This window comes from Nocardiopsis potens DSM 45234, from assembly GCF_000341105.1.
In the GTDB taxonomy this organism is placed as follows: domain Bacteria; phylum Actinomycetota; class Actinomycetes; order Streptosporangiales; family Streptosporangiaceae; genus Nocardiopsis_A; species Nocardiopsis_A potens.
On sequence record NZ_ANBB01000068.1, the window covers coordinates 46,280 to 66,854 of the forward strand.

The following is a 20,575-nucleotide window of genomic DNA, read 5'->3' on the forward strand; positions in this document are numbered from 1 at the left end:
GGCCCGGAGGCCGGAACGGCGAAGGGAGCGGCATGGCGGCGCTGAAGGCGGGGATCCTCTCCACCCCGGGGCAGCGGCGGGCGGCGGTCGTCCCGGCGGGGGTCGGGGCGCTGCGCGACGCGGGCCTGGAGGTCCTGGTCGAGACCGGGGCCGGCGCGGGCGCCCGGTTCCGCGACGACGACTACACCGCGGCCGGCGCGCGGGTCCTCCCCGCCGAGCAGGTGCGCGGCACCGCCGACCTGTGGCTCTGCCTCACCCGCCCGGAGGCCGCCGTGCTGCGCGGCCTCCGCGCCGGCCAGGCGGTCGCCGGCATGCTGCGCCCGATGCAGGCCCCCGGGCTCATGCGCGAACTGGCCGAGCGCGGCGCGACCCTGGTCAGCCTGGACGGCCTGCCCCGCACGCTGAGCCGCGCCCAGCCGATGGACGCGCTCACCTCGCAGGCCAGCGTGGCCGGGTACAAGGCGGTGATCACCGCCGCCGCGGCCTACGACCGCTACCTGCCGCTGCTGATGACCGCGGCCGGGGTGGCCCGCCCGGCGCAGGTCCTGGTCCTGGGGGCCGGCGTCGCCGGGCTGCAGGCCATCGCCACCGCGCACCGCCTCGGCGCGGTCGTCACCGGCTACGACGTCCGCCCCGAGGCGCGCGAGGAGATCGCCTCGGTGGGCGCCTCCGTGCTGGAGGCCGACGCCCCCGCCGGGGCCGGCGAGGGCGGGTACGCCCGCGCCCTCACCGCCGGCGAGCAGCGGGCCCAGGGCGGCGCGCTGGCCGCCGCCGCCGGCCGGTTCGACATCGTGGTGTGCACCGCCCAGGTCCCCGCCGGGCCCCCGCCGCTGCTGCTCGACGCCGCCGCCCTGGACCGGCTGCGCCCCGGCGCGGTGGTGGTCGACCTGGCGGCCGGCCCGGACGGCGGCAACACCGAGCTGAGCGTGCCCGGCCGGACCGTGGAGACCCCGGGCGGCGCGCTGGTCATCGGCGCCGCGGAGCTGGCCGACACGGTCCCCAGGGCCGCCTCCGAGGCCTACTCGCGCAACATCTCGGCGCTCCTGGCCCACCTGCTGGACGGCGGCCGGCTGGCGGTCGGCCCGGACGACGCCCCCGGCGACGAGATCCGCGCCGGCGTGGTCGTCGCGCACGGCGGCCGGCTGCTCCGCCCCGACGTGGCCGCGGCGGCCGGCGCCGACCCGGCGTCCTCCCCGGTCCGGTAGACCGCCGATGGGAGCGGAGAGGCGCGAGCAGGGCACCCCGCCCGCCCTTCCCCCGACGGACGCGGCACCGCGGGGGCACCGGGGGACCCCCGCCCGGCACCGGTACCGCCGCCGGGGGAGGCCGCCCCCGGAGGCCGGGCGCGCCGGCCCGCGGCCGCCGGCCGGGGAGCGCGATCCCCGCCGGCGGCGCGGGCCCGCCGCACCGGGCCCGCCCGCTCCTCCCGACCCAGCCGAGACCGACAGCCGCAGGGAGTGCCCATGACGCCCGACGCGATCGGCGACCTCACCGTCTTCGTCCTGAGCCTGCTGGTGGGCTTCGAGGTGATCAGCAGGGTGCCGGCCACCCTGCACACGCCGCTGATGTCGGCGGCCAACGCGGTGCACGGGGTGGTGCTGGTCGGCGCCATCGCGATCGGTACCACCGCGCACACCCCGTTCGGCTACGCGCTGGCCTTCCTGGCCTGCGCCTTCGCCGCGATGAACGTGGTCGGCGGGTACGCGGTCACCGACCGGATGCTGCACATGTTCCGCTCCCCGGCGGGCCGGCGGTGAGCCCCGCGGAGAGCGCCGTCGCGGTGGTCTACCTCGCGGCGGCCGCCTGCTTCGTGGTCGGCCTGCACCTGATGAACGCCCCGGCCACCGCGCGCCGGGGCAACACGCTGTCCGGCGCGGGCATGGCCGCGGCGGTCGCCGCCACCCTGGTGCTCGCCGCGGTCTCCGGGGAGGCCTCCCCGATCGCGTGGGCGGTGATCGCCGCGGGGACGTCGCTGGGCGCCGCCGCCGGCCTGTACGCCGCACTGAACGTGCGGATGACCGCGATGCCGCAGCTGGTCAGCCTCTTCAACGCGGTGGGCGGCGGCGCGGCGGCGCTGATCGGCGGCTACGAGTACCTCCGCCTGGCGGAGGAGGGGCGGCCCGGCGCCGCGGTCACCGCGCTGGTCGCGCTGGACGCGGTGATCGGCGCGGTCGCCTTCTCCGGGTCGCTGGTCGCCGCCGGCAAGCTGCACGGGCTGGTCGCCGGGCACCCGGTGGTGTTCCGCGGCCGGGGCGCCCTCGACGCGCTGCTGGTGCTGGCCGCGGCCGGCGGCTGCGCGGCACTGGTCGCCGGGGCCGGCGGGGCCTGGCCGCTGGCCGCCGCGGTCGCCGCCGCGCTGGCGCTCGGCGTGGTCGGCGTGCTCGCCATCGGCGGCGCCGACATGCCGGTGGTGGTGTCGCTGCTCAACGCCTGCACCGGGATCGCGGTGGCGATGGCCGGCTTCGTGGTCGGCAACGCGATGATGGTCATCGCCGGGGCGCTGGTCGGCGCCTCCGGTGCGATCCTGACCAAGCTGATGGCGGACGCGATGAACCGGCCGCTCCGCGCCATCCTGGTCGGCGGGTACGGCACCGGGGACGAGGACGCGGGCGGCGGGCCCGCCCGGCAGGGCGTCGCCACCGTCACCGCCGACGACGCGGCGATCCGGCTGGCCTACGCCTCCCGGGTGATCATGGTGCCGGGCTACGGGCTGGCCGCCGCCCAGGCCCAGCACGAGCTGCGCGAGCTCGCCGAGCGGCTGGAGGCGGGCGGCGTCCGGGTGGACTACGCGGTGCACCCGGTCGCCGGGCGGATGCCCGGCCACATGAACGTGCTGCTGGCCGAGGCCAAGGTCCCCTACCCGCAGATGAAGGAGATGGAGGAGGTCAACCCCGAGTTCGCCCGGGCCGACGTGGCGCTGGTGGTGGGGGCCAACGACGTGACCAACCCGGCCGCGCGCCGCCCCGGCAACGCGGTCTCCGGGATGCCGATCCTGGACGTGGACAAGGCGGAGACGGTGATCGTGATCAAGCGCTCCCTGGGGCACGGCTACGCCGGCATCGACAACGAGCTCTACACCGACCCGCGGACCCGGATGTTCCTCGGCGACGCCAAGCAGGCGCTGGCCGAGCTCACCGCGGCGGTGAAGGCACTGGCCGCCTGAGACCGCGGCAAGGCGATGACCGGGGCCCGGCCAGAGCGTTCCGGCAGGGCCCCGGCGCCGCGGTCATCGGGGGCCGGCGGGCGGGCCGAGCATCCGGCGCACCACCAGGTCGACGTAGGCCTCGGCGAGCACGTGCTCGGGCGGCGCGCCGGGCGACCCGAGCCAGCTGGAGGCCGAGTCCAGCACCGCGAGCACCCGCCGGGCGGCCCCGGCCGCGGCGGCCCGCGCGGGCAGCCCCGCGGGGGCGCCGGGGAGTCCGAGGGACCCCTCGGCCAGGCCCTGGGCGATCACCGTGCGGACCCGCTCCCGGTACCGGCCCAGGGCGGCGGAGAGCTCACGGTCGCCGCTCTGGGCCGGCACCGGGGCGGTGCCGCGCAGCCGCCGCCACGCGGTCTGCTCGGCGCAGTGCCGCACGTGGCGGCGGACGATCGCGCCGAGCACCAGGTCGGCGCGGCGGGGCAGCGGACCGGGCGCGCCGCCGCCGGCCTCGGCGTCGGCGCCGTCGGCCAGCGCCCGGGCGGAGCGCAGTGCGAGCAGGCGGACGGGGTCGTCCGGTTCGGCGAGGCGTTCAGGGGAGGGAGACAGTTCGGCCGTCATCGAGAGGATTCACCGACGTGCGCCGACCCGGGGGACGGCGCGGGCTTGAGGGGGCGGCCCCGCGTCGGGACCGCCCACCAGCCTAGCCCGCACGGGGGCGGGAATCCGGGGAATTCGCGAAAAAGCCCCGCTCGTCCCCGTTCCCTACGGGACCGCCGCCCGGGACGGCCCTCCCGGCGGCGCTCCGCGGCGGCCCGGCGCCCGGACCGGTCCGGGCGCCGGGCCGCGGGGCAGGCCCGCGCCGACCGGCCCGCCCGGGAGGGCAGCCGCTGTGCCGGCCGCGGGGGCGGTCCGCGCCGACCGGGGCGCCCGCGGCCCCCACCGTCCCCGGCACGGGCTCGGCCTGGCCGCGGCCCTCGGCGGTGAGCTTGGCCAGCTCCGCGATCTCCTCGGTGACCAGCGCGTCCACCCCCATCCCGATGAACCGGGCCATCTCCGCGAAGTCGTTGACGGTCCAGGCGGCCACCCCGTGGCCGCTCCGGTGCGCCTCGGCGATCAGGTCCCGGGTGATCAGGTCGGCCCGGTAGCGGAGGAACCGGGGGTGCAGGCCGTGCCGGAGGTCGCCGGGCGGGGCCTCCTCCTGCTCCCGGTCGAGCACGGTGCCGGCGCCGGGCCGCCGGGCCGCGAGCGCCTGCAGCGCCTCGGCCGGGCCGCTGTAGAGCATGTGCTCGGTGAAGGAGTGCTCGGCGGCCACCGCGTCGGCGGCCAGCGCCGCCTCGGCCGAGGCCACATCGGCCAGCAGCGGCACCACGCGCGGCCGGGCGGTCTCGGCGAGGGCCTCCATCAGGGTGGGGATGCGCTGCCCGCCCTCGCTGGTGACCGCCGCGATCTCGGCCAGGGTGAGCTCCCGCACCGGCCGGTGCAGGCCCCAGCTCCGTTCGGCGGCCTCCTCCCGGATGAGCACCACGTGGTCGTCCGCGGTGAGCCGGAGGTCGACCGCGATCGCGTCGGCCCCCTTGTCGATGGCGGATCTGAGCGCGGGGATGGTGTTCTCCCGGAACCGGGGTGTGTCGCCTCGGAGGGCGATCGCCAGAGTCATGAAACCTCTCCGTTGCGGGACGGATCGACGACCTCACTACCGGGGGGTTCGGGACCAAGGTTGCCACCCCGGGACGTCCTATGTGGGGAAGACGGCAAAAACGTCGAAAAGAACGCGTTCCCGCTGGCCGGAACCGGACCCGTGGGGGGATGCGAGGCGATTCACCCGTGGGGGATCGCGGTGTCCGCCGGGGAGCTGGGAAACTGGTGGTGCAGCCCGAACGTTCATCACAGCAGTGCACATCCGTCCCGGCCGGCGGCACAGCCGCGGTCCGCGCACCGGGCACGACCACGAAGGCGAAAAAGGCGAAAGATGATCCCCGACCAGCGTCGCGAGCACATCCTCAAACTCCTGCAGGAACGCCATGTGCTGAGCATCAACGAGCTCACATCGCTGCTGTCGGTCTCGCACATGACGGTGCGCCGGGACATCCAGGCGCTGGAGAACGACGGCAAGGTGCTGTCGGTCACCGGCGGCGTGCGCCTGGCGGCGCGGCTGAAGAGCGAGCCCTCCTACCTGGCCAAGGCGCAGCTGGAGGTGCCCGCCAAGCGGGCCATCAGCCGGGCGGCCGCGGCCCTGGTGCGGGAGAACTTCACCATCTTCCTGGACGCGGGGACCACCACCCTGCAGATGGTGCCGATGCTCACCGACAAGGCGGGCCTGACGGTGATCACCAACGACTTCAACGTCGTCGGCCACCTGATGGAGTATCCCAACATCGAGCTGATCCACACCGGGGGCGTGGTCTCGCACACCGACCACTCGTCGGTCGGCCAGTTCACCGCGGACTTCCTCGGCCGGGTCAACGTCGACCTCGCGTTCATCGCGAGCAGCTCCTGGGACGTGGACCGCGGCTCCACCACGCCCTCGGAGGCCAAGGTGGTCGCCAAGCAGCAGCTGCTGAGGATCGCCTCCAAGAGCGTGCTCACCGTGGACAGCACCAAGTACGGCAAGTTCGGCACGTTCCGGGTGGCCCGGCTGGAGGAGTTCGACGCGATCATCACCGACGACCGGCTGCCCCAGTCGGCGGTGGAGGACATGCGGAGCAGGGACGTCCGGCTGCAGCTGGTGCGGCCGGAGTAGAGGAGCGGGAGCGGTGGCGGCCGCCGGAGCGCCCCGGGCGCCCGGCGGTCTCAGTCGCCGTCGTCGCCGATCTCGGCGGGGGCGAACAGCTCCAGCTGTATTCCGTCGGGGTCGCTGAAGGCCAGCACCGAGCCGTCCGGGCCGTGCACGATCGGCGCGTGGTCCACGTCCAGCTCGGTCAGCCGCTCCTCCCACAGCTCCAGCTCGGCCACGGAGGCGGCCTGGAAGGCGATGTGGTCGGCACCGGCGTGCCGCGGGTCGAACAGCGAGTTGAAGTGGTCCTCGTGCTGGGTGAGGAAGAGGACCATGCCGCAGGCGCTGCGGCACTCCGTGGTCAGCATCCGCTTGCCGTCCTTGGTCCGGACGGCCTTGAACCCGAGGACGGTCCGGTAGAAGTCGAGGCTCTCGCGGATGTCGCGCACCGACAGGGTGATGTGCGCGATCCCGGTCACCTGGGGCACGGGCACCTCTCTTCGGCGCGGGGGCGTCCGACGCATCCGGGGTGGGAACAACGTAAGCACGTCGAACGACACTACGCCGCTCCCGAGCGTGCTTCGTCCCTGTTAACGGCGCTTTAACGCCCCCGGGCCGGCGACGTGGGACACACCCCGCCGCCGGCCCCCGGGGACCCCTGTCAGACCGCGCCGGCCGGGGCCGGAGAGCCCTGCCCGGCCGCCCGGTACCAGCGGGACCGGACCACCCCGGCGGCGACGGCCAGAGCGGTCGCCGACGCGCCGAGGCTGAGCAGGAAGGCGCCGTGGAAGCCGAACTCCTCGGCCAGCCTCCCGGCCGCCATCGACCCCAGCGACTGGCCGACGATCAGGCTGCTCAGGATGACGGTCATCGCCTGCCCCAGCCGGGCGGCCGGAGCGGCCCGCTCGGCCAGCCCGAACAGCGAGACGATGTGCGGGCCGATGCCGCAGCCCAGCGCGAGCATGGCCAGGGCCAGGCCGACCGGGCCGGGGGCGAGCAGCAGCGGCACCGAGCAGACCGTCATCATCAGTGCGGCGGCGCGGAGCCGGAGCGGGAGCGGCACCGAGGCCGGCACCGAGGCCATCAGCAGCCCGGAGAGCGCGCTGCTGACGCCCATCACCGCGTACATCAGGCCGGCCATGTCGCCGTGCCCGGCCTCCTGGGTGAACGCGGTGACCCCGGTGGAGGTCGCGCCGAAGAACAGGCCCTGGCAGAACATCGGGACGGTGAGGACCAGCAGGCCGATCCGGGCCAGCGACTCCTTCGCCGCCCCGCCGGGCGCGCCGGGGAGCGCGGTGGGGTGCAGGGCGAACGCGGAGCCGAAGACGCCGATCAGGAACGCGGCGCCGAGCACCGCGATGCCCGGGTCGGCGGCCACGGCGAGCAGCCCGACCAGGGCCGGGCCGACCACGAAGCCGGTCTCGTCCAGGACGCCCTCCACCGAGAGCGCGGCGGCCACCGAGCGCTCCCGGTCGTGCTCGCGCCGGTTGGCCAGGGCGATCCAGCGGGACCGGGCCAGCGGGCCGATCTGCGGCATGCACAGCCCGGCCAGCGCGGCGGAGGCGACCAGCAGCGGCAGCGGGGCGCCGGAGTAGACCGCGGCGACCATGGCGGCGATCAGCGCGGCGTCCAGGACCGAGGTCGCCAGCACCACCGGGCGCTGGCCGAGCCGGTCGGCGAACCGGGCGATGACCGGGCCGCCGAGCGCCTCGCCGAGGGCGATCGCGCCGGAGACCAGGCCGCCCGCGGCGACGCTGCCGGTCTCCGCGGTGACCAGGGTGAGGGTGCCGATGAGCACCATCGAGACCGGGAGGCGGGCGAGGAAGGAGACGATCAGCTGCGGGGCTCCGGCGATCGCATGCATGCGGCGCAGGGTTCCCAACGGGGACATGGGGCTCCTCTTCGGAACGTCGGACCGGTGCGCTGACGGGCGCGGCGGCCGACGCGGAAGAGCCGCGTGTGCCGCTCTCGCCGCCTCCGGGGACGGGGCGACGGGCGCGGGGATTGACGATAGAAGTCGGTAAAGATCCCATCGTCAGCTGAATGACGACTTAAAGATACTACTTTCGGTACTTCTGTCGAGGCGCGGAGAGAGCGCCCGCAGTGTGATCTAAGTTCTGCTTACCAGTGGGTTGAGAAGTAATCAGTTGTGCTTCAGTCGCTCGGGTGGCAGGGTGGGCGCATGGGCAACGACACCACCCCCCTGCACGTCGCCACCGTCTTCCAGGGCGGCGAGAAGTCCGCCCCCACCGGGGGCAACCTGCTCGGCGTCTTCTTCGACGCCCCCGGCCTCGGCGCGGAGCTGCGCCAGAAGATCGCCGCCGACCTCGGCTTCTCCGAGACGGTCTTCGTCGAGGACCCGGAGACCGCCCGGCTGCACATCCACACGCCCGGGGTCGAGCTCCCGTTCGCCGGGCACCCGCTCATCGGCACCTCCTGGCTGCTGGAGCGGCGCGGGGCGCGCCCCGCCGCGCTGCTGCCGCCGGCCGGCCCGGTGCCCACCTGGACCGAGGGCGACCTCACCTGGATCCGCGCCGACCCCGCGACCGCGCCGGAGTTCACCAGCGTGCAGCTGGGCTCGGCGGCCGAGGTGGACGCGGCCGAAGGGCGCCCCGGGGCCGACCTGCACGTGTGGGCCTGGGAGGACGAGGAGCGCGGCCTGGCCCGGGTCCGGGTCTTCCCCCGGCTGATGGGCATCGAGGAGGACGAGGCGACCGGCGCGGCCGCGGTCCGCCTGGGGGAGCGGCTCCGCCGCCCGGTCAGCATCCGCCAGGGCGTCGGCTCGCGGATCGAGGTGCGTCCCGGCCCGGACGGCACGGTCGAGGTCGGCGGCCGCTCGGCGCTGGTGGAGACCAGGGACTACCGGATTCCCGCACTGTGATTCCCGCGACGTGACCGCCCGGCCCTAACCTCGGGGGAGGGGCGCCCGCCCGGGCGCCCCGACCCGGGGAGGGGCGGGCGATGTCGGCGACGCGGTTGCTGGTGCTGGGCGTGGTGCGGTCCTGGGGCCGGGCCCACGGCTACCAGGTCCGGCGCGAGCTGCTCTCCTGGGGCGTGGAGCAGTGGGCCAGCGTCAAGCCCGGCTCGATCTACCACGCCCTGCGCCAGCTGCTGAAGACCGGCGCGCTGCGCACCGCGGGCGTGGAGGAGAGCGGCGAGGGCCCGGAGCGGACGCTCTTCGAGGTCACCGAGGCCGGCGAGGACGAGTTCCGCAGGCTGGTCGCCCGGGCGCTCTCCGACGGCGGGGCCAAGCCCGAGGTCTTCGGCGCCGGCCTGGTCTTCATGACCTGCCTGCCGCGCGAGCAGGTCGTGCCGCTGCTGGAGCACCGGCTCCACGAGCTGGAGGCCGAGCTGCGCAGCAGCGAGTCGCTGCTCGCCCCCGAGGTGCTGGGGTACAAGCCCGCGCACGTGGCCGAGCTGTTCCAGTGGTGGGCGCGCTCGGCCGAGGCCTCGGTCCGGTTCAACCGGGAGCTGCTGGACCGGGTCCGCGGCGGCGCCTACACCATGGCGGGCGAGCCGGGGGCGGCCTTCGGCGAGCCCCCGGCCGGCGGCCCTCCGGCCGGGGAGCCCGAGCGGGCCTGACCCCGCTCTCCGCGCTCTCCCCGCGTTGATCTCGGCGCCGCGGGGGAGGGGCCGTCATCGCTTCGGCCGCTTTTCCGGGCCGAGGTATTCAAATTTGACTACCGGGGTGCGGCGGGGTCAAGCTGAACCCGTCCGAAGCACCGCCCGCCCCTTCGACGGGATGAGAGAACCGTGATCCACACCCGGAACCTGACCCGCGAGTTCCGCACCGGCGGAGGCACCGTCCAGGCCGTCAAGGGCCTGGACATCGACGTCGGGGCCGGCGAGCTGGTCTCCTTCCTCGGCCCCAACGGCGCCGGGAAGTCCACCTGCCTGCGCATGCTCACCACACTGCTGCTGCCCACCTCCGGCAGCGCCACCGTGGCCGGCCGCGACGTGGTCGCCGACCCGGACGGGGTGCGCGCCGCGATCGGCTACGTCGGCCAGGGCCACGGCTCCGGCGGCGACCAGCGGGTCCGCGACGAGCTGGCCGCCCAGGGCCGCTTCTACGGCCTGACCAAGGCCGAGGCGCGCACCCGCGCCGCGGAACTGCTCGAAATGCTGGAGCTGGACGCCGCGGCCGACCGCCCCGCCGCCCGGCTCTCCGGCGGCCAGCGGCGCCGCCTGGACATCGCGATGGGCCTGATCCACCGCCCGCGGCTGCTCTTCCTGGACGAGCCCAGCACCGGCCTGGACCCGCACAGCCGGGCCAACCTCTGGGAGCACATCCTGCGGCTCCGCGCCGAGCAGGGCACCACCGTCTTCATGACCACCCACTACCTGGACGAGGCCGACGCCATGGCCGAGCGGGTCGTGGTGATCGACGACGGCCGGGTCATCGCCGACGGGACCGCCGACGAGCTCAAGGGGAAGGTCTCCGGCGACCTGGTCGCCTTCGGCGTCGCCGACCCCGGGGAGGCCGAGCGCGCGGCGGCCGCCGCCCGGCCGCTGGCCGGCGCCGACGGGGTGCAGGCCGACGGCACCGAGCTGCGGATGCGCGTCACCCGGGGCGAAGAGGCCCTCCCCGGCCTGCTCCGCGCCCTGGACCGGGCCGGCGTCGGGCTCACCACCGTGCGGGTCCAGCGCCCCACCCTGGACGACGTCTTCCTCACCCTCACCGGGCGCAGCCTGCGCGAGGGGGACGGATGAGCACCGCCGCCGCCCGCACCGGGCCGCCCGGCACCGCCCCCGCCCCCGACCCGCGCCGACCCCCGGGCGCCCCGATCCCCGCGGGCCGCCGGCCTCCCCGGCGCCCGCCCCTACCCGAGGAGTTCTCCGTGAAGGTCCTCAAGGACACCGGCATCATGTTCCAGCGGCAGATGGCGCCGACCCTGCGCAACCCGCTGTTCTTCCTGGTGTTCGGCATGATGCAGCCGGTGCTCTACCTGGTGCTGTTCGGGCCGCTGCTGTCCGGCATGCCCGGGCCGCTCGGAGCCGACCCGATGCGCTGGTTCGTCCCCGGCATGCTCTGCATGCTCGCCGTCTTCGGCACCGCCTACGCCGGCTTCGGCCTGCTCCCCGAGATGCAGGAGGGGGTGCACGAGCGGCTGCTGGCCGCCCCGGTCAGCCGGACCGCCCTGCTGCTCGGCCGGGTGCTGCGCGACGTCGCCGTGCTGATCGCCCAGGCGCTGGTCGTCATCGCCGGCGCCGCCGCCTTCGGCGTGCGGCCGTCCGTCCCCGGCGCACTGGCCGGCCTGCTCCTGCTGGCCGTGCTCGGCGTCGGCCTGGGCACCCTCTCCTACCTGCTCGCCATGGTGCTCAAGGCGCCGTTCAAGTTCTCCGGCGCGCTGCAGGCCGTCATCATGCCGCTGATCCTGCTCTCCGGGGTGATGCTGCCGATGGACCTGGCACCGGGCTGGCTGTACGCGCTCTCCCGGATCAACCCGGTCAGCCACGTGGTCGACGCCGAGCGCGCGCTGTTCGGCGGCGGGTTCGCCGCCGCCGAGGTCGGCCTGGGCGCCGCGGTCGCGGCCGGGACGGCCGTCCTCGCCCTGGCCCTGGGAGTCAGGTCGATGCACCGACTCAACGCCTGACCCGCCGCCCGGGCGCGGCGGCGGCCGGGGCAGACTGGTCCCATGGAGCATGCGGACCTCCGCCGCGCATGGCGGGCCCTGGCCGGGACCGGCGGGCGGGCCGAGGCGGTCGGCGCGGAACTGCTCGCCCGGTGGGGCGAGCCGCACCGGCACTACCACGGCCCGGACCACCTGCGGGCGGTGCTGGCCGGGGTGGACGCGCTGGCCGCCGAGGCCGCCGACGCCGACCTGGTGCGCTTCGCCGCCTGGTTCCACGACGCGGTGTACGACGGGGTGCCCGGCCGGGACGAGGAGCGCAGCGCGGCCCTGGCCGAGCGGCTGGTGCCGGAGTGCGGCCGCTCTGCGGGGTTCGCCGCCGGGGTCGCCCGGCTGGTCCGGGCCACCGCCGGGCACCGGCCGGACTCCGGCGACGCCGACGCCGAAGTGCTCTGCGACGCCGACCTGGCCGTGCTCGGCCGGGACCCGGAGGGCTACCGGGACTACGCCGCCGCGGTGCGCCGGGACTACGCCCACGTGGGGGAGGCGGACTTCCGCGCGGGGCGGGCGGCCGTGCTGCGCGGCCTACTCGCCGCCGACCCGCTGTTCCGCACCGCCGGGGGGCGGGCCCGCTGGGAGGCGGCCGCCCGGCGCAACCTCGCCGCCGAACTCGCCGCGCTGGACGGCGAGCCGCCCCCGCTTGCGCCGCCGCAGGCCTGAGGCGGTCAGCCGCGCGACCAGCTCCCTGCTGCTCACCGGGGCCGCGCCCAGCCGCACCGCCCGGTCGTACAGGGTCTCCGGGACGTCGTAGTGGTCCCGCTCGAAGGCGCGCGGCGGCACGCCCAGCTCGCGGGCGAAGGCGTGCAGCTCCTCCAGGGAGGCGTCGCCGGCCAGGTGGGAGAAGAGCAGCCCGCGCGGGCCGGGCCAGGCGGGCGGGTCGATCAGTACGGTCACGGATCCGACTGTAGAACGTCGCCCGCTGCGGCCCGTCCCGAGGCGATGATCGCGACGCTGCGAGGGCGGAGCGCTCCCCCCCCGCAACGTCGAGATCATCGGGGGTCAGGCGGGGGCCGGCCGGCCGCGGCGCACCGCCCCGGCCAGGACCAGCGGCACCGAGACCGCCGCCATCACCGCCGCCGCGGTGTGCAGCCCGGCGTCGTCCGCGCCGTCGGCGAAGACCGAACCGACGACCACCGCCGCGGTGATCGAACCGAAGAAGCGGAAGGTCTGGAAGAGCCCGGAGACCACGCCGATCCGGTCGTCCGGCGCCGCCCGGTACATCGCCGACTGCAGGCCCAGGTTGTTGAAGGCGTTGGGCAGCCCGAGCAGCGCGGTCAGCGCCGCCAGCGCCCACACCGGGGTGTCCGCGCCCACCAGCAGCAGCGACCCCGAGCCGCAGAGCAGCAGGGTGCTCCCGGCCAGCAGCACCGGGCGCTCGCCGAACCGCCGCAGCCCGCGGGCGACCAGCGGCAGCAGCAGCGCGCTGACCCCGGTCAGCGGCAGCATCACCAGGCCCGCCGCGGCCGGGTCCAGCCCGCGGCCGCCCTGCAGCCACTGCGGCACCCCGATGAAGGACAGGTAGAACACCACGGCGACCGCGGTGTTCTGCGCGAAGACCAGCGGCAGCCGGCGGTCGGCGGCCATCGCGCGCAGGTCCAGGAAGGGCGTGCCGGTGCGGGTCTCGCGGAGCACCAGCAGCGCCCCGGCGGCCGCCGCGATGCCCAGCAGGACCCGGCTCGGGCCGTCGGAGAGCCCCAGCAGGAAGGCGACCAGGCAGCCGGCGGCCGCGGCGTAGGCGGCGATCCCCGGCAGGTCGAGGTCGGCCAGGGCGCCGCGGACCGAGGCCGGGGCGCGCGGCGGCACCGGCGGCAGCAGCACCAGGGCGAGCACCATGCCGAGGACCGTCACCGGCACGTTCACCAGCCAGATCGCCTGCCAGCCCCAGGCCTGCACCAGCAGGCCGCCCAGCACCGGGCCGAACGCGGCGGCCGACGAGTTGGCGGCGCCCACCAGCGCCATCGCGCCCTGCGGCGGGCCGCCGGGCAGCGCCGCGCGGAACACCGCCATCGCGGCGGGGAAGGCGACCGAGGTGCCCGCGGCCAGCAGCACCCGGGCCGCGACCAGCCAGCCGATGTCCGGCGCCAGCGGGGCGAGCGCGGAGGTCGCGCAGACCAGGGCCAGGCCGGAGACGAACACCCGGCGCGCCCCGAACCGGTCGGCCAGCCGGCCCATCAGCGGCATGCACACCGTCGCGGCCAGATAGAACGCCGAGATCAGCCAGGAGGCGGCGGCCAGGCCCACCCCGTAGTCCCGCTCGATGGGCACCAGCGCCAGCACGATCATCGACGAGTTCAGCGCGTTGAGCAGGGTTCCGGGGACGACGGCCGCCACCAGCCGTCCGGGGGCCGGGCCGGGGCCCGGGCCGCCGGGAGCGCCGCCGCTCGTGTCGATCGCCTCCTCGGTTCCTGGGGGCGGCCGGGCGGCCGCCGAGTGGCGACTATGCCACCCGGCCGCGCCGGGCGGAGCGGTGGCCCCCGCCCCCCGCCCGCCGCCCGGGCCGGGGCCGGGTGAAGCCGGGGCGGAGGCGCATCCCCGGTCCGGGGCGCGGCGGGCCGGGCGCCGCGGGGCGGAGAGAGCGGAGAACGCACTGGTCGCGGCGGCGAAGGGGACGGGCGGGTCCGAAGTGCCGCAAAATGTTCAGCGGTGCTACGGTCAGGCCCGTAGTTTCACTTCACTCCGCATCATCGGAAAGAGTCCCCGACATGCCAAAAGCCAACCGCGAGCAGTGGGGCAGCCGGACAGGCTTCCTGCTGGCGGCGATCGGGTCCGCCATCGGATTGGGGAACATCTGGCGCTTCCCCTACGTGGCCTATGAGAACGGCGGCGGCGCGTTCATCGTGCCCTACCTGGTCGCCCTCCTGACGGCGGGGATCCCGCTGCTCATCCTGGAGTACGCGATCGGGCACCGCTTCCGAGCATCGCCGCCGGTGGCGATGCGCCGACTGGCCAAACCCGCCGAGGCCCTCGGCTGGTGGCAGGTGGCCATCCCGTTCGTCGTCGGCGTCTACTACGCGGTCATCATCGCCTGGGCGGTGCGCTACGCCGGATTCTCCCTCGGGCAGCAGTGGGGCGCCGACCCGGACGGCTTCTTCTTCGGCGAGTTCCTGCGGGTGGCCGACGGCCCGGGCGCCCCGGGCGGCTACAACGCCGACGTGGCCCTGCCGCTGATCGCGGTCTGGATCGTGGTGCTGGTGCTGCTGGCCATGGGCGTGCGGCGCGGCATCGAGCGCGCCAACAAGGTGTTCATCCCGCTGCTGGTGGTGCTGTTCGGGGTGCTGGTGGTGCAGGCGCTGCTCCTGGAGGGCGCCTCCACCGGCCTGGACGCGCTGTTCACCCCGGACTGGTCGGCCATCACCGACGGCTCGGTGTGGGTGGCGGCCTACGGGCAGATCTTCTTCTCGCTGTCCATCGGCTTCGGCATCATGGTCACCTACGCCTCCTACCTGCGCCGCAGGGTCGACCTGAGCGGTTCGGCGCTGGTCGCCGGGTTCGCCAACAGCTCCTTCGAGCTGCTCGCCGGCATCGGCGTGTTCGCCGCGCTGGGCTTCATGGCGGTGCAGAGCGGGGTGGCCGTGGACGAGGTGGCGACCTCCGGCATCGGCCTGGCGTTCGTCGCCTTCCCGCAGATCATCTCCACCCTGCCGGTCGGCGCGAACCTGTTCGGCCTGCTGTTCTTCGGCTCGCTGGTGATCGCGGGCATCAGCTCGCTGCTCAGCATCGTGCAGGTGGTCGTCTCCGCGGTGCAGGACCGCACCGGGATGGGCCGGGTCCCCGCGGTGCTCTCCGTGGGCGGGGCCACCGCGCTGGTGTCCATCGCGGTCTTCCCCACCGACCAGGGCCTGTTCGTCCTGGACGCGGTGGACCACTTCATCAACGCCTACGGCATCGCGCTGGCCGGCCTGGTCATGGTGGTCGTCGTCGCCTGGGCGCTGCGCCGCCTGCCCGAGATGCAGCGGCACGTCGAGTCGATCTCCTCGGTGCCGCTGCGCATCTGGTGGATGGTGGCGCTGGGCGCGATCACCCCGCTGGTGCTGGGCTGGATGATGATCGACGGCCTGATCACCGAGCTGACCGTGCCCTACGAGGACTACCCGCAGTGGTTCCTGAACGCGGCCGGCTGGGGCGTCGCCGGCGGAGCGCTGCTGGTGGGGATCGTCCTCGCCGTGCTGTTCCGCAACCGCGAGGTGACCAGCGTCGACGAGGACCTGGAAGAAGAGGAGCGCAACGGCGCGAAGGCCGCCGGCGCGGAGGAGGGAGGAAGCTGATGTCCACCGGAGCCGTCGTGATGATGGGCGTTTCCATGGTGATCCTGTGGGGCGGGCTGATCGCCTCCGCGCTGTGGCTGCGCGCCCACCCCGACCCTGAGGACCAGGGCGGGGCCCAGGGCTGACCCGCGCATCCTCCCCCGGAGCGCCTCACGGGAGCGCCCCGACCGGTCCGCCGGTCGGGGCGCTCCGGCGTTCCGGGCCCTCCGCGGGTCAGCCGCCCGGCGCCTGGACCGCCCGCCACGGGATGGGGCTGGACAGCACCATCGTGCTGGACGGCCGGCCGTGCTCGGCCAGCCGGTCGATCAGCTCCTCGAAGTGGGCCATCGAGCGGACCGCGATGAACAGCACGCAGCAGGTGTCGCCGGTGACCCGGTGCAGCTGGAGGATCTCCGGGCGGGCCATGGCGGCCTCGTCGCGGAGCAGGCAGCGCGCGCCGAAGCACTCCATCCGCACCAGCGCGGTCACCGGGAGCCCGGCCGCGGCCGGGTCCACCCGGGCGTGGTGGCCGGTGATCACGCCGCGCTCGGACAGCCGCCGCACCCGCTCGGCGACGGCCGGCGCGGACCGGCCCACCCGGCGGGCCAGCTCGTTGTAGGAGAGCCGGCCGTCGGCCTGGAGCTCGCTGAGGATACGCCGGTCGACTCGGTCCAGCATGGCCTTCCGATCGTGAGGTCCTTCGCGGTTCCCCCATTATGAACGCCAAGTCGGACACGGCGTACGAAAGCCACCGGCCATTCTCCCGGGGAGCGATCTGCTGCAAGCTGTAAGCCCAGGTCGAACCGGTCGAGAATGGAGAGGTGGGCACGATGGCGTCCCAGAGCACGGCGGTACCGGGCGGTCCCCGGGGTGCACAGGAGGACGGGCGCCCCCGGCTCGACTTCGAGGGCGGCACCCCCTACGCGGAGTACGCGGCCATCGACACCCTGCTCGACCTGCGGCGGCCGCGCACCGACGAGCCGGCCGAGACCGACTTCATCGTCGCCACCCAGGTGATGGAGCTCCTGTTCGACCTGCTCGCCGAGCACTGGGTGCGGGCCCGCGACGCCCTGGAGGGCGACGACGTCCCGGCCGCCCTGGCCGAGCTGCGCAAGGGCGCCCGGGTGCAGGACGTGCTGGTCTCCTCCTGGGACCTGCTCGCCGACCTGACCCCCACCGAGTTCGGCCGGTTCCGGTCCTCCTTCGGCGAGGCGTCCGGGTTCCAGTCGCACACCTACCGCCGGCTGGAGTTCCTGATCGGGAACAAGTCCGCGGCGATGCTCCGGCCCTACCAGGACGCCCCGCGCGCCCGCGCCGAACTGGAGCGGGCCCTGGCCGAGCCGGGCCTGTACGACGCGGCGCTGCGGCTGCTCGCCCGCCGCGGCCTGCCGGTCCCCGCCGGGGCGGTGGAGCGCGACTGGACCCGCCCCTACCGGCCCGACCCCGGGGTGGAGCGCGCCTGGGGCGAGGTCTACGCCGACGACACCCCCGGAAACGAGCTGTTCGCCCTGGCGGAGGCGCTGCTGGACACCGCCGAGCGGGTGACCCGGTGGCGCTGGCGGCACCTGTCCGCGGTCAAGCGGTCGCTGGGCCCCAAGCCGGGCAGCGGCGGCTCCGACGGGGTGCGCTGGCTGGCCGGCAACGCCGCCCGCGACGTCTTCCCCGAACTGTGGTCGCTGCGCGCGGCCCTGTGACCGCACCGGGGTAGGACACCGGGGAGCCCCGGACCGCAGCACCGAGGAACAAGAGGAGAGCAGTGACCCAGATCAGCCGCGAGGCCTGCCGCAAGCTGGACGCCGCCGACCCGCTGGCCCCCTTCCGCGAGGAGTTCCTCCTCCCCGAGGGCATCGTCTACCTCGACGGCAACTCCCTGGGCGCGCTGCCCAGGGCCACCCCCGACCGGGTCGCCGACACGGTGCGGCGGGAGTGGGGCCGCGACCTCATCGCCAGCTGGAACAAGGCCGGCTGGTGGGACAAGCCGCGCACGCTGGGCGCCAAGGTGGCCCCGCTGGTCGGCGCCGCCGCCGACGAGGTGGTGGTGGGCGACGGGACCTCGGCCAACATCTTCAAGGCGCTGATCGCGGCGGTGCGGCTGAACCCCGGCCGCCGGGTGCTGCTCGGCGAGGCCGGCAACTTCCCCACCGACCTGTACGTCACCCAGGGCGCGGCCGAGCTGACCGGGACCGAGGAGCGCAGGGTCCCGGCCGAACCCGCCGCGCTGGAGGAGGCGCTGGCCGCCGGGGACGTCGCGGCCGTGCTGCTCAGCCACGTGGACTACCGCACCGGCGAGCTCCGCGACATGGCCGCGCTCACCGGGCTGGCGCACCGGTACGGCGCGCTGATCGTGTGGGACCTGTGCCACAGCGCCGGCGCGGTCCCGGTGGAGCTCTCCGCCTGCGGCGCCGACTTCGCGGTGGGCTGCACCTACAAGTACCTCAACGGCGGGCCGGGGGCGCCGGCCTTCAGCTACGTCGCCCGCCGGCACCACGAGGCGGCCCGGCAGCCGATCACCGGCTGGCACGGGCACGCCCGCCCGTTCGACTTCACCGGGGACTACGAGCCCGCCGCGGGCGCCTCGCGCTTCCTCAGCGGCTCGCAGCCGCTGGTCGCCGACGCGGCCCTGGAGGCCTCGCTGGACCTGTGGGGCCGGGTCGACCTGGCGCGGGTGCGGGAGAAGAGCCTGGCCCTCACCGAGCTGTTCATCGGGATCGCCGCCCCCGGCGGCACCGGGCCGGACGGGCTGCGCCTGGTCACCCCGATCGAGCCGGAGCGGCGAGGCAGCCAGGTCGCGCTCTCCCACCCCGAGGGCTACCCGATCGTGCAGGCGCTGATCGCCCGCGGGGTGGTCGGCGACTTCCGCGCGCCCGACGTGCTGCGCTTCGGGTTCACCCCGCTCTACCTCGGCTACGAGGAGGTCTTCGACGCCGCGACCGCGCTGGTCGAGGTGGTCGAGTCGGGGGAGTGGCGGGACCCGAGGTTCGCCGAGCGCGGCCAGGTGACCTGAGCCGGCCGGAGGGGCCGGAGAGAGCGAGCGGCGGGGGCGGACCGGATCGGGTCCGCCCCCGCCGCCCTCGTGTGCGCAGGGGCCGGTCGGCGGGGCCGGCCGACGGGGGTTGAGACCGGGGCGGCGTGGTGGTGTGACGAGTACCGCTTTTTTGCCTTCACTAGAGGTGAAAGCCGCTGCGGGGCACCGGGAGCCGGATCGGATGCGGGGTGATGGGGAGGGCTTGACCTGCCGCTTTGTCCCCCTTCGCTTCGCATTTTACTTTTCCATGGGTTACAGTCCTTCGTGATCGGTTCGTGACCTGGGTGTTGCGGGCCGGTGTCCCGCCCGGGCGCAGACCGCGCCCGGACAGTCGAGGCCCTGATCATCTGCGGGGGCCGGAGCGAGGCGGCAGAGGCCGCGAGGACCGCTCCGAGCGGCGCCGAGAACGGTGCCGGACCCGCACACTCCCGAACCGCCCGCCGAGGGTGCGCCCCGGCGGCATGCCCGAATCCGCCATGCCCTGATCCCGCCATGCCCGGAATCGCCGCGCCCGGTCTCGACCGACCCGCCAACGACCTGGTTGATTGCACATGAGTTCTGACAGCCCGATCCAGTACGGCGAAGTCAAAGCGTCCTACTTCTGGGACGACGGTTCCGGCATCAACGGCGACACCGGTGCCCCCGCGAGCGGCGAGCCCATGCAGAAGGGCCTGGCCGCCAGCCCCAGCTGGCCGCTGGGCACCAAGGGCTACGTCGTCTACGACGGCAAGAAGGCCGACTTCTTCATCGGCGACCGCGGCCCCGGCGACCCCGCCGAGAACTGCAACGTCCTGCTCGACCTGGACGGCAAGACCTTCGCCGAGCTCACCGGTGAGAGCTGGAACGACTCCTCCTACACCGTCTCCGGCGGCAACGGTCACATCGACGTCGAGTACGTCATCACCGAGTGGGGCGACGGCGCCGGCAACGAGGGCGCCCCGCACCCGATGAGCAAGTCCGCCACCTGCGACAGCGCCGTCTCCCCCGTTCCGGACCGCTTCAAGCCCGAATCCGAGAAGGAGAAGGAGGAGAAGAAGGAGCAGGAGCGCAAGGAGAAGGAGAAGAAGGAGCAGGAGAAGAAGGAGGCGGCCGAGAAGAAGGAGCAGGAGCAGAAGGCCGCCGAGAAGAAGGAGGACCAGGCCCTCGCCGGAAGCGGCGGCCAGGGCGGCCCGTCCGCCGGCACCGAGGCCTCCACCGCGGCGAACAGCGTGTCCGGCTTCGACCTGGCCGGCGCCGACCTGCCGATGGCCGCCGGCGCGCTCACCCTCGCCCTGCTCCCCGCCGTCCTGATCACCCTGTTCCTCGCGGCCCGCCGCCCCGTCGACTACGCCGCGGCCGCCGCCGAAGGCGAGAGCGGCCCGCTGGCCCGGCTGGGCGACCGGTTCGCCGAGGTGCGCGACTCCCTGGTCCGCCGCGGCGCCGAGCGCGGCCGGCACCGCGCCTGACCCGGAGGGCGCCCGCCCTCCGCAGAGCCCCCGCGACCCCCCGCCCCCCACCACCCCCCGATCCCCCCGATGACGCGGTCCCCGCCCCTTCCCTCCGGGGCGGGGGCCGCGTCCTTTCCATGTCCGGACCCCAGGCCCCCCGCGCCGACCGGGCGATGATCTTGACGTTCCGGGCCCATCAATCCGCGTCGATGGGCCCGGAACGTCAAGATCATCGGAAAGGGGGGCGCGAAAGACGCCCAACCCAGGTGCGGCGCCCCGCAGAGCGGAGGTTCAGGCCGGCGGCGAGGGCGGGAAGGGGGGCGTGCCGGCTGGTCGGTCGGGCGCGGCGCCCCGCAGAGCGAAGGTCCGAACCGGCGGCGACGGCAGAGGCAGG

The 20,575-nt window shown here is 75.1% G+C and carries 19 protein-coding genes and 2 pseudogenes; 14 read left to right on the top strand and 7 right to left on the bottom strand.

Features of this window, described 5'->3' with window-relative positions:
- Positions 1-32 precede the first annotated feature (32 nt).
- The 3 genes from D459_RS32920 to D459_RS0126445 all read left to right on the top strand — a co-directional run bounded on the left by D459_RS32920 (position 33) and on the right by D459_RS0126445 (position 3,163).
- Positions 33-1,205, top strand: a complete 1,173-nt coding sequence (locus D459_RS32920) for a Rossmann-fold NAD(P)-binding domain-containing protein (protein ID WP_017596009.1) — start codon at positions 33-35, stop codon at positions 1,203-1,205.
- A gap of 258 nt (positions 1,206-1,463) precedes the next feature.
- Entirely contained in the window at positions 1,464-1,757 is a 294-nt protein-coding gene (locus tag D459_RS0126440; RefSeq protein ID WP_017596010.1) for an NAD(P) transhydrogenase subunit alpha, read from the top strand.
- Positions 1,754-3,163: an NAD(P)(+) transhydrogenase (Re/Si-specific) subunit beta gene (locus D459_RS0126445; protein WP_017596011.1), complete on the top strand. Its 1,410-nt coding sequence runs from the start codon at positions 1,754-1,756 to the stop codon at positions 3,161-3,163. Before D459_RS0126440 ends, D459_RS0126445 begins: the two co-directional genes overlap by 4 nt.
- A 63-nt stretch (positions 3,164-3,226) precedes the next feature.
- Here the strand turns inward: D459_RS0126445 and D459_RS0126450 are convergent, their stop codons facing one another.
- Entirely contained in the window at positions 3,227-3,760 is a 534-nt protein-coding gene (locus D459_RS0126450; RefSeq protein WP_017596012.1) for a hypothetical protein, read from the bottom strand.
- A gap of 82 nt (positions 3,761-3,842) precedes the next feature.
- Positions 3,843-4,799, bottom strand: coding sequence for a glycerophosphodiester phosphodiesterase (locus D459_RS32925; RefSeq protein ID WP_017596013.1), 957 nt, complete (start codon positions 4,797-4,799; stop codon positions 3,843-3,845).
- A gap of 312 nt (positions 4,800-5,111) precedes the next feature.
- Between D459_RS32925 and D459_RS0126460 the strand changes: the two genes are divergently transcribed.
- Entirely contained in the window at positions 5,112-5,882 is a 771-nt protein-coding gene (locus D459_RS0126460; protein ID WP_017596014.1) for a DeoR/GlpR family DNA-binding transcription regulator, read from the top strand.
- 50 nt (positions 5,883-5,932) lie between these two features.
- On the opposite strand, the gene D459_RS0126465 is transcribed toward D459_RS0126460, so the two are convergent.
- On the bottom strand, positions 5,933-6,343 hold the full coding sequence (locus tag D459_RS0126465) for a VOC family protein (protein ID WP_017596015.1): 411 nt from the start codon (positions 6,341-6,343) through the stop codon (positions 5,933-5,935).
- Positions 6,344-6,516: 173 nt separating this feature from the next.
- Complete coding sequence (locus tag D459_RS0126470; RefSeq protein ID WP_026120782.1) at positions 6,517-7,746, bottom strand: MFS transporter; 1,230 nt, start codon at positions 7,744-7,746, stop codon at positions 6,517-6,519.
- Positions 7,747-8,037: 291 nt separating this feature from the next.
- Between D459_RS0126470 and D459_RS0126475 the strand changes: the two genes are divergently transcribed.
- The 5 genes from D459_RS0126475 (at position 8,038) to D459_RS37595 (ending at position 12,145) form a co-directional block, all read left to right on the top strand.
- Complete coding sequence (locus D459_RS0126475) at positions 8,038-8,736, top strand: PhzF family phenazine biosynthesis protein (protein ID WP_017596017.1); 699 nt, start codon at positions 8,038-8,040, stop codon at positions 8,734-8,736.
- Between the two features lie 80 nt (positions 8,737-8,816).
- Complete coding sequence (locus D459_RS32930; RefSeq protein WP_017596018.1) at positions 8,817-9,437, top strand: PadR family transcriptional regulator; 621 nt, start codon at positions 8,817-8,819, stop codon at positions 9,435-9,437.
- A 171-nt stretch (positions 9,438-9,608) separates the two neighbouring features.
- A complete protein-coding gene (locus tag D459_RS0126485) occupies positions 9,609-10,565 on the top strand; it encodes an ATP-binding cassette domain-containing protein (protein ID WP_017596019.1) in 957 nt (318 codons plus the stop codon).
- Positions 10,566-10,693: 128 nt separating this feature from the next.
- Positions 10,694-11,449 (top strand): ABC transporter permease, encoded by a 756-nt coding sequence (locus tag D459_RS0126490; RefSeq protein ID WP_241485134.1) that lies wholly within the window; start codon positions 10,694-10,696, stop codon positions 11,447-11,449.
- A gap of 42 nt (positions 11,450-11,491) precedes the next feature.
- Positions 11,492-12,145 carry an HD domain-containing protein gene (locus tag D459_RS37595; RefSeq protein ID WP_017596021.1) on the top strand — a complete coding sequence of 218 codons (654 nt, stop codon included), beginning with the start codon at positions 11,492-11,494 and terminating at the stop codon, positions 12,143-12,145.
- Here D459_RS37595 and D459_RS34755 read toward each other — a convergent pair.
- Together D459_RS34755 and D459_RS32935 are read right to left on the bottom strand one after the other, a co-directional pair.
- Positions 12,116-12,379 (bottom strand): annotated as a pseudogene (locus D459_RS34755) (DUF4031 domain-containing protein); the annotation flags it as partial. The gene D459_RS37595 and the pseudogene D459_RS34755 sit on opposite strands and share 30 nt — an antisense overlap.
- A 105-nt stretch (positions 12,380-12,484) precedes the next feature.
- Positions 12,485-13,816, bottom strand: coding sequence for an MFS transporter (locus tag D459_RS32935; protein WP_017596022.1), 1,332 nt, complete (start codon positions 13,814-13,816; stop codon positions 12,485-12,487).
- Between the two features lie 371 nt (positions 13,817-14,187).
- Here D459_RS32935 and D459_RS0126505 point away from each other — a divergent pair, with 371 nt between their 5' ends.
- Positions 14,188-15,750 (top strand): sodium-dependent transporter, encoded by a 1,563-nt coding sequence (locus tag D459_RS0126505; RefSeq protein ID WP_017596023.1) that lies wholly within the window; start codon positions 14,188-14,190, stop codon positions 15,748-15,750.
- Positions 15,750-15,875 (top strand): methionine/alanine import family NSS transporter small subunit, encoded by a 126-nt coding sequence (locus tag D459_RS34760; RefSeq protein WP_017596024.1) that lies wholly within the window; start codon positions 15,750-15,752, stop codon positions 15,873-15,875. Before D459_RS0126505 ends, D459_RS34760 begins: the two co-directional genes overlap by 1 nt.
- 88 nt (positions 15,876-15,963) lie before the next feature.
- On the opposite strand, the pseudogene D459_RS0126515 reads toward D459_RS34760, so the two are convergent.
- A pseudogene (locus tag D459_RS0126515) lies at positions 15,964-16,410 on the bottom strand (Lrp/AsnC family transcriptional regulator); the annotation flags it as partial.
- A gap of 149 nt (positions 16,411-16,559) precedes the next feature.
- Between D459_RS0126515 and D459_RS0126520 the strand changes: the two are divergent.
- The 3 genes from D459_RS0126520 to D459_RS0126530 all read left to right on the top strand — a co-directional run bounded on the left by D459_RS0126520 (position 16,560) and on the right by D459_RS0126530 (position 20,199).
- The gene (locus tag D459_RS0126520) at positions 16,560-17,423 is read left to right on the top strand and encodes a tryptophan 2,3-dioxygenase (RefSeq protein ID WP_020380343.1); all 864 of its coding nucleotides are present in this window, start codon (positions 16,560-16,562) and stop codon (positions 17,421-17,423) included.
- A 62-nt stretch (positions 17,424-17,485) separates the two neighbouring features.
- A complete protein-coding gene (gene kynU / locus D459_RS0126525; RefSeq protein ID WP_017596027.1) occupies positions 17,486-18,733 on the top strand; it encodes a kynureninase in 1,248 nt (415 codons plus the stop codon).
- A 572-nt stretch (positions 18,734-19,305) separates the two neighbouring features.
- A complete protein-coding gene (locus tag D459_RS0126530) occupies positions 19,306-20,199 on the top strand; it encodes a hypothetical protein (RefSeq protein WP_017596028.1) in 894 nt (297 codons plus the stop codon).
- Positions 20,200-20,575 lie beyond the last annotated feature (376 nt).

Bases quoted from the DNA above. Each gene is read 5' to 3' on its own strand.
- D459_RS32920 (WP_017596009.1), top strand. From the start codon at position 33: ATGGCGGCGCTGAAGGCGGGGATCCTCTCCACCCCGGGGCAGCGGCGG.
- D459_RS0126440 (WP_017596010.1), top strand. From the start codon at position 1,464: ATGACGCCCGACGCGATCGGCGACCTCACCGTCTTCGTCCTGAGCCTG.
- D459_RS0126450 (WP_017596012.1), bottom strand. From the start codon at position 3,760: ATGACGGCCGAACTGTCTCCCTCCCCTGAACGCCTCGCCGAACCGGAC.
- D459_RS32925 (WP_017596013.1), bottom strand. From the start codon at position 4,799: ATGACTCTGGCGATCGCCCTCCGAGGCGACACACCCCGGTTCCGGGAG.
- D459_RS0126460 (WP_017596014.1), top strand. From the start codon at position 5,112: ATGATCCCCGACCAGCGTCGCGAGCACATCCTCAAACTCCTGCAGGAA.
- D459_RS0126470 (WP_026120782.1), bottom strand. From the start codon at position 7,746: ATGTCCCCGTTGGGAACCCTGCGCCGCATGCATGCGATCGCCGGAGCC.
- D459_RS0126475 (WP_017596017.1), top strand. From the start codon at position 8,038: ATGGGCAACGACACCACCCCCCTGCACGTCGCCACCGTCTTCCAGGGC.
- D459_RS32930 (WP_017596018.1), top strand. From the start codon at position 8,817: ATGTCGGCGACGCGGTTGCTGGTGCTGGGCGTGGTGCGGTCCTGGGGC.
- D459_RS37595 (WP_017596021.1), top strand. From the start codon at position 11,492: ATGGAGCATGCGGACCTCCGCCGCGCATGGCGGGCCCTGGCCGGGACC.
- D459_RS0126505 (WP_017596023.1), top strand. From the start codon at position 14,188: ATGCCAAAAGCCAACCGCGAGCAGTGGGGCAGCCGGACAGGCTTCCTG.
- D459_RS34760 (WP_017596024.1), top strand. From the start codon at position 15,750: ATGTCCACCGGAGCCGTCGTGATGATGGGCGTTTCCATGGTGATCCTG.
- D459_RS0126520 (WP_020380343.1), top strand. From the start codon at position 16,560: ATGGCGTCCCAGAGCACGGCGGTACCGGGCGGTCCCCGGGGTGCACAG.
- D459_RS0126530 (WP_017596028.1), top strand. From the start codon at position 19,306: ATGAGTTCTGACAGCCCGATCCAGTACGGCGAAGTCAAAGCGTCCTAC.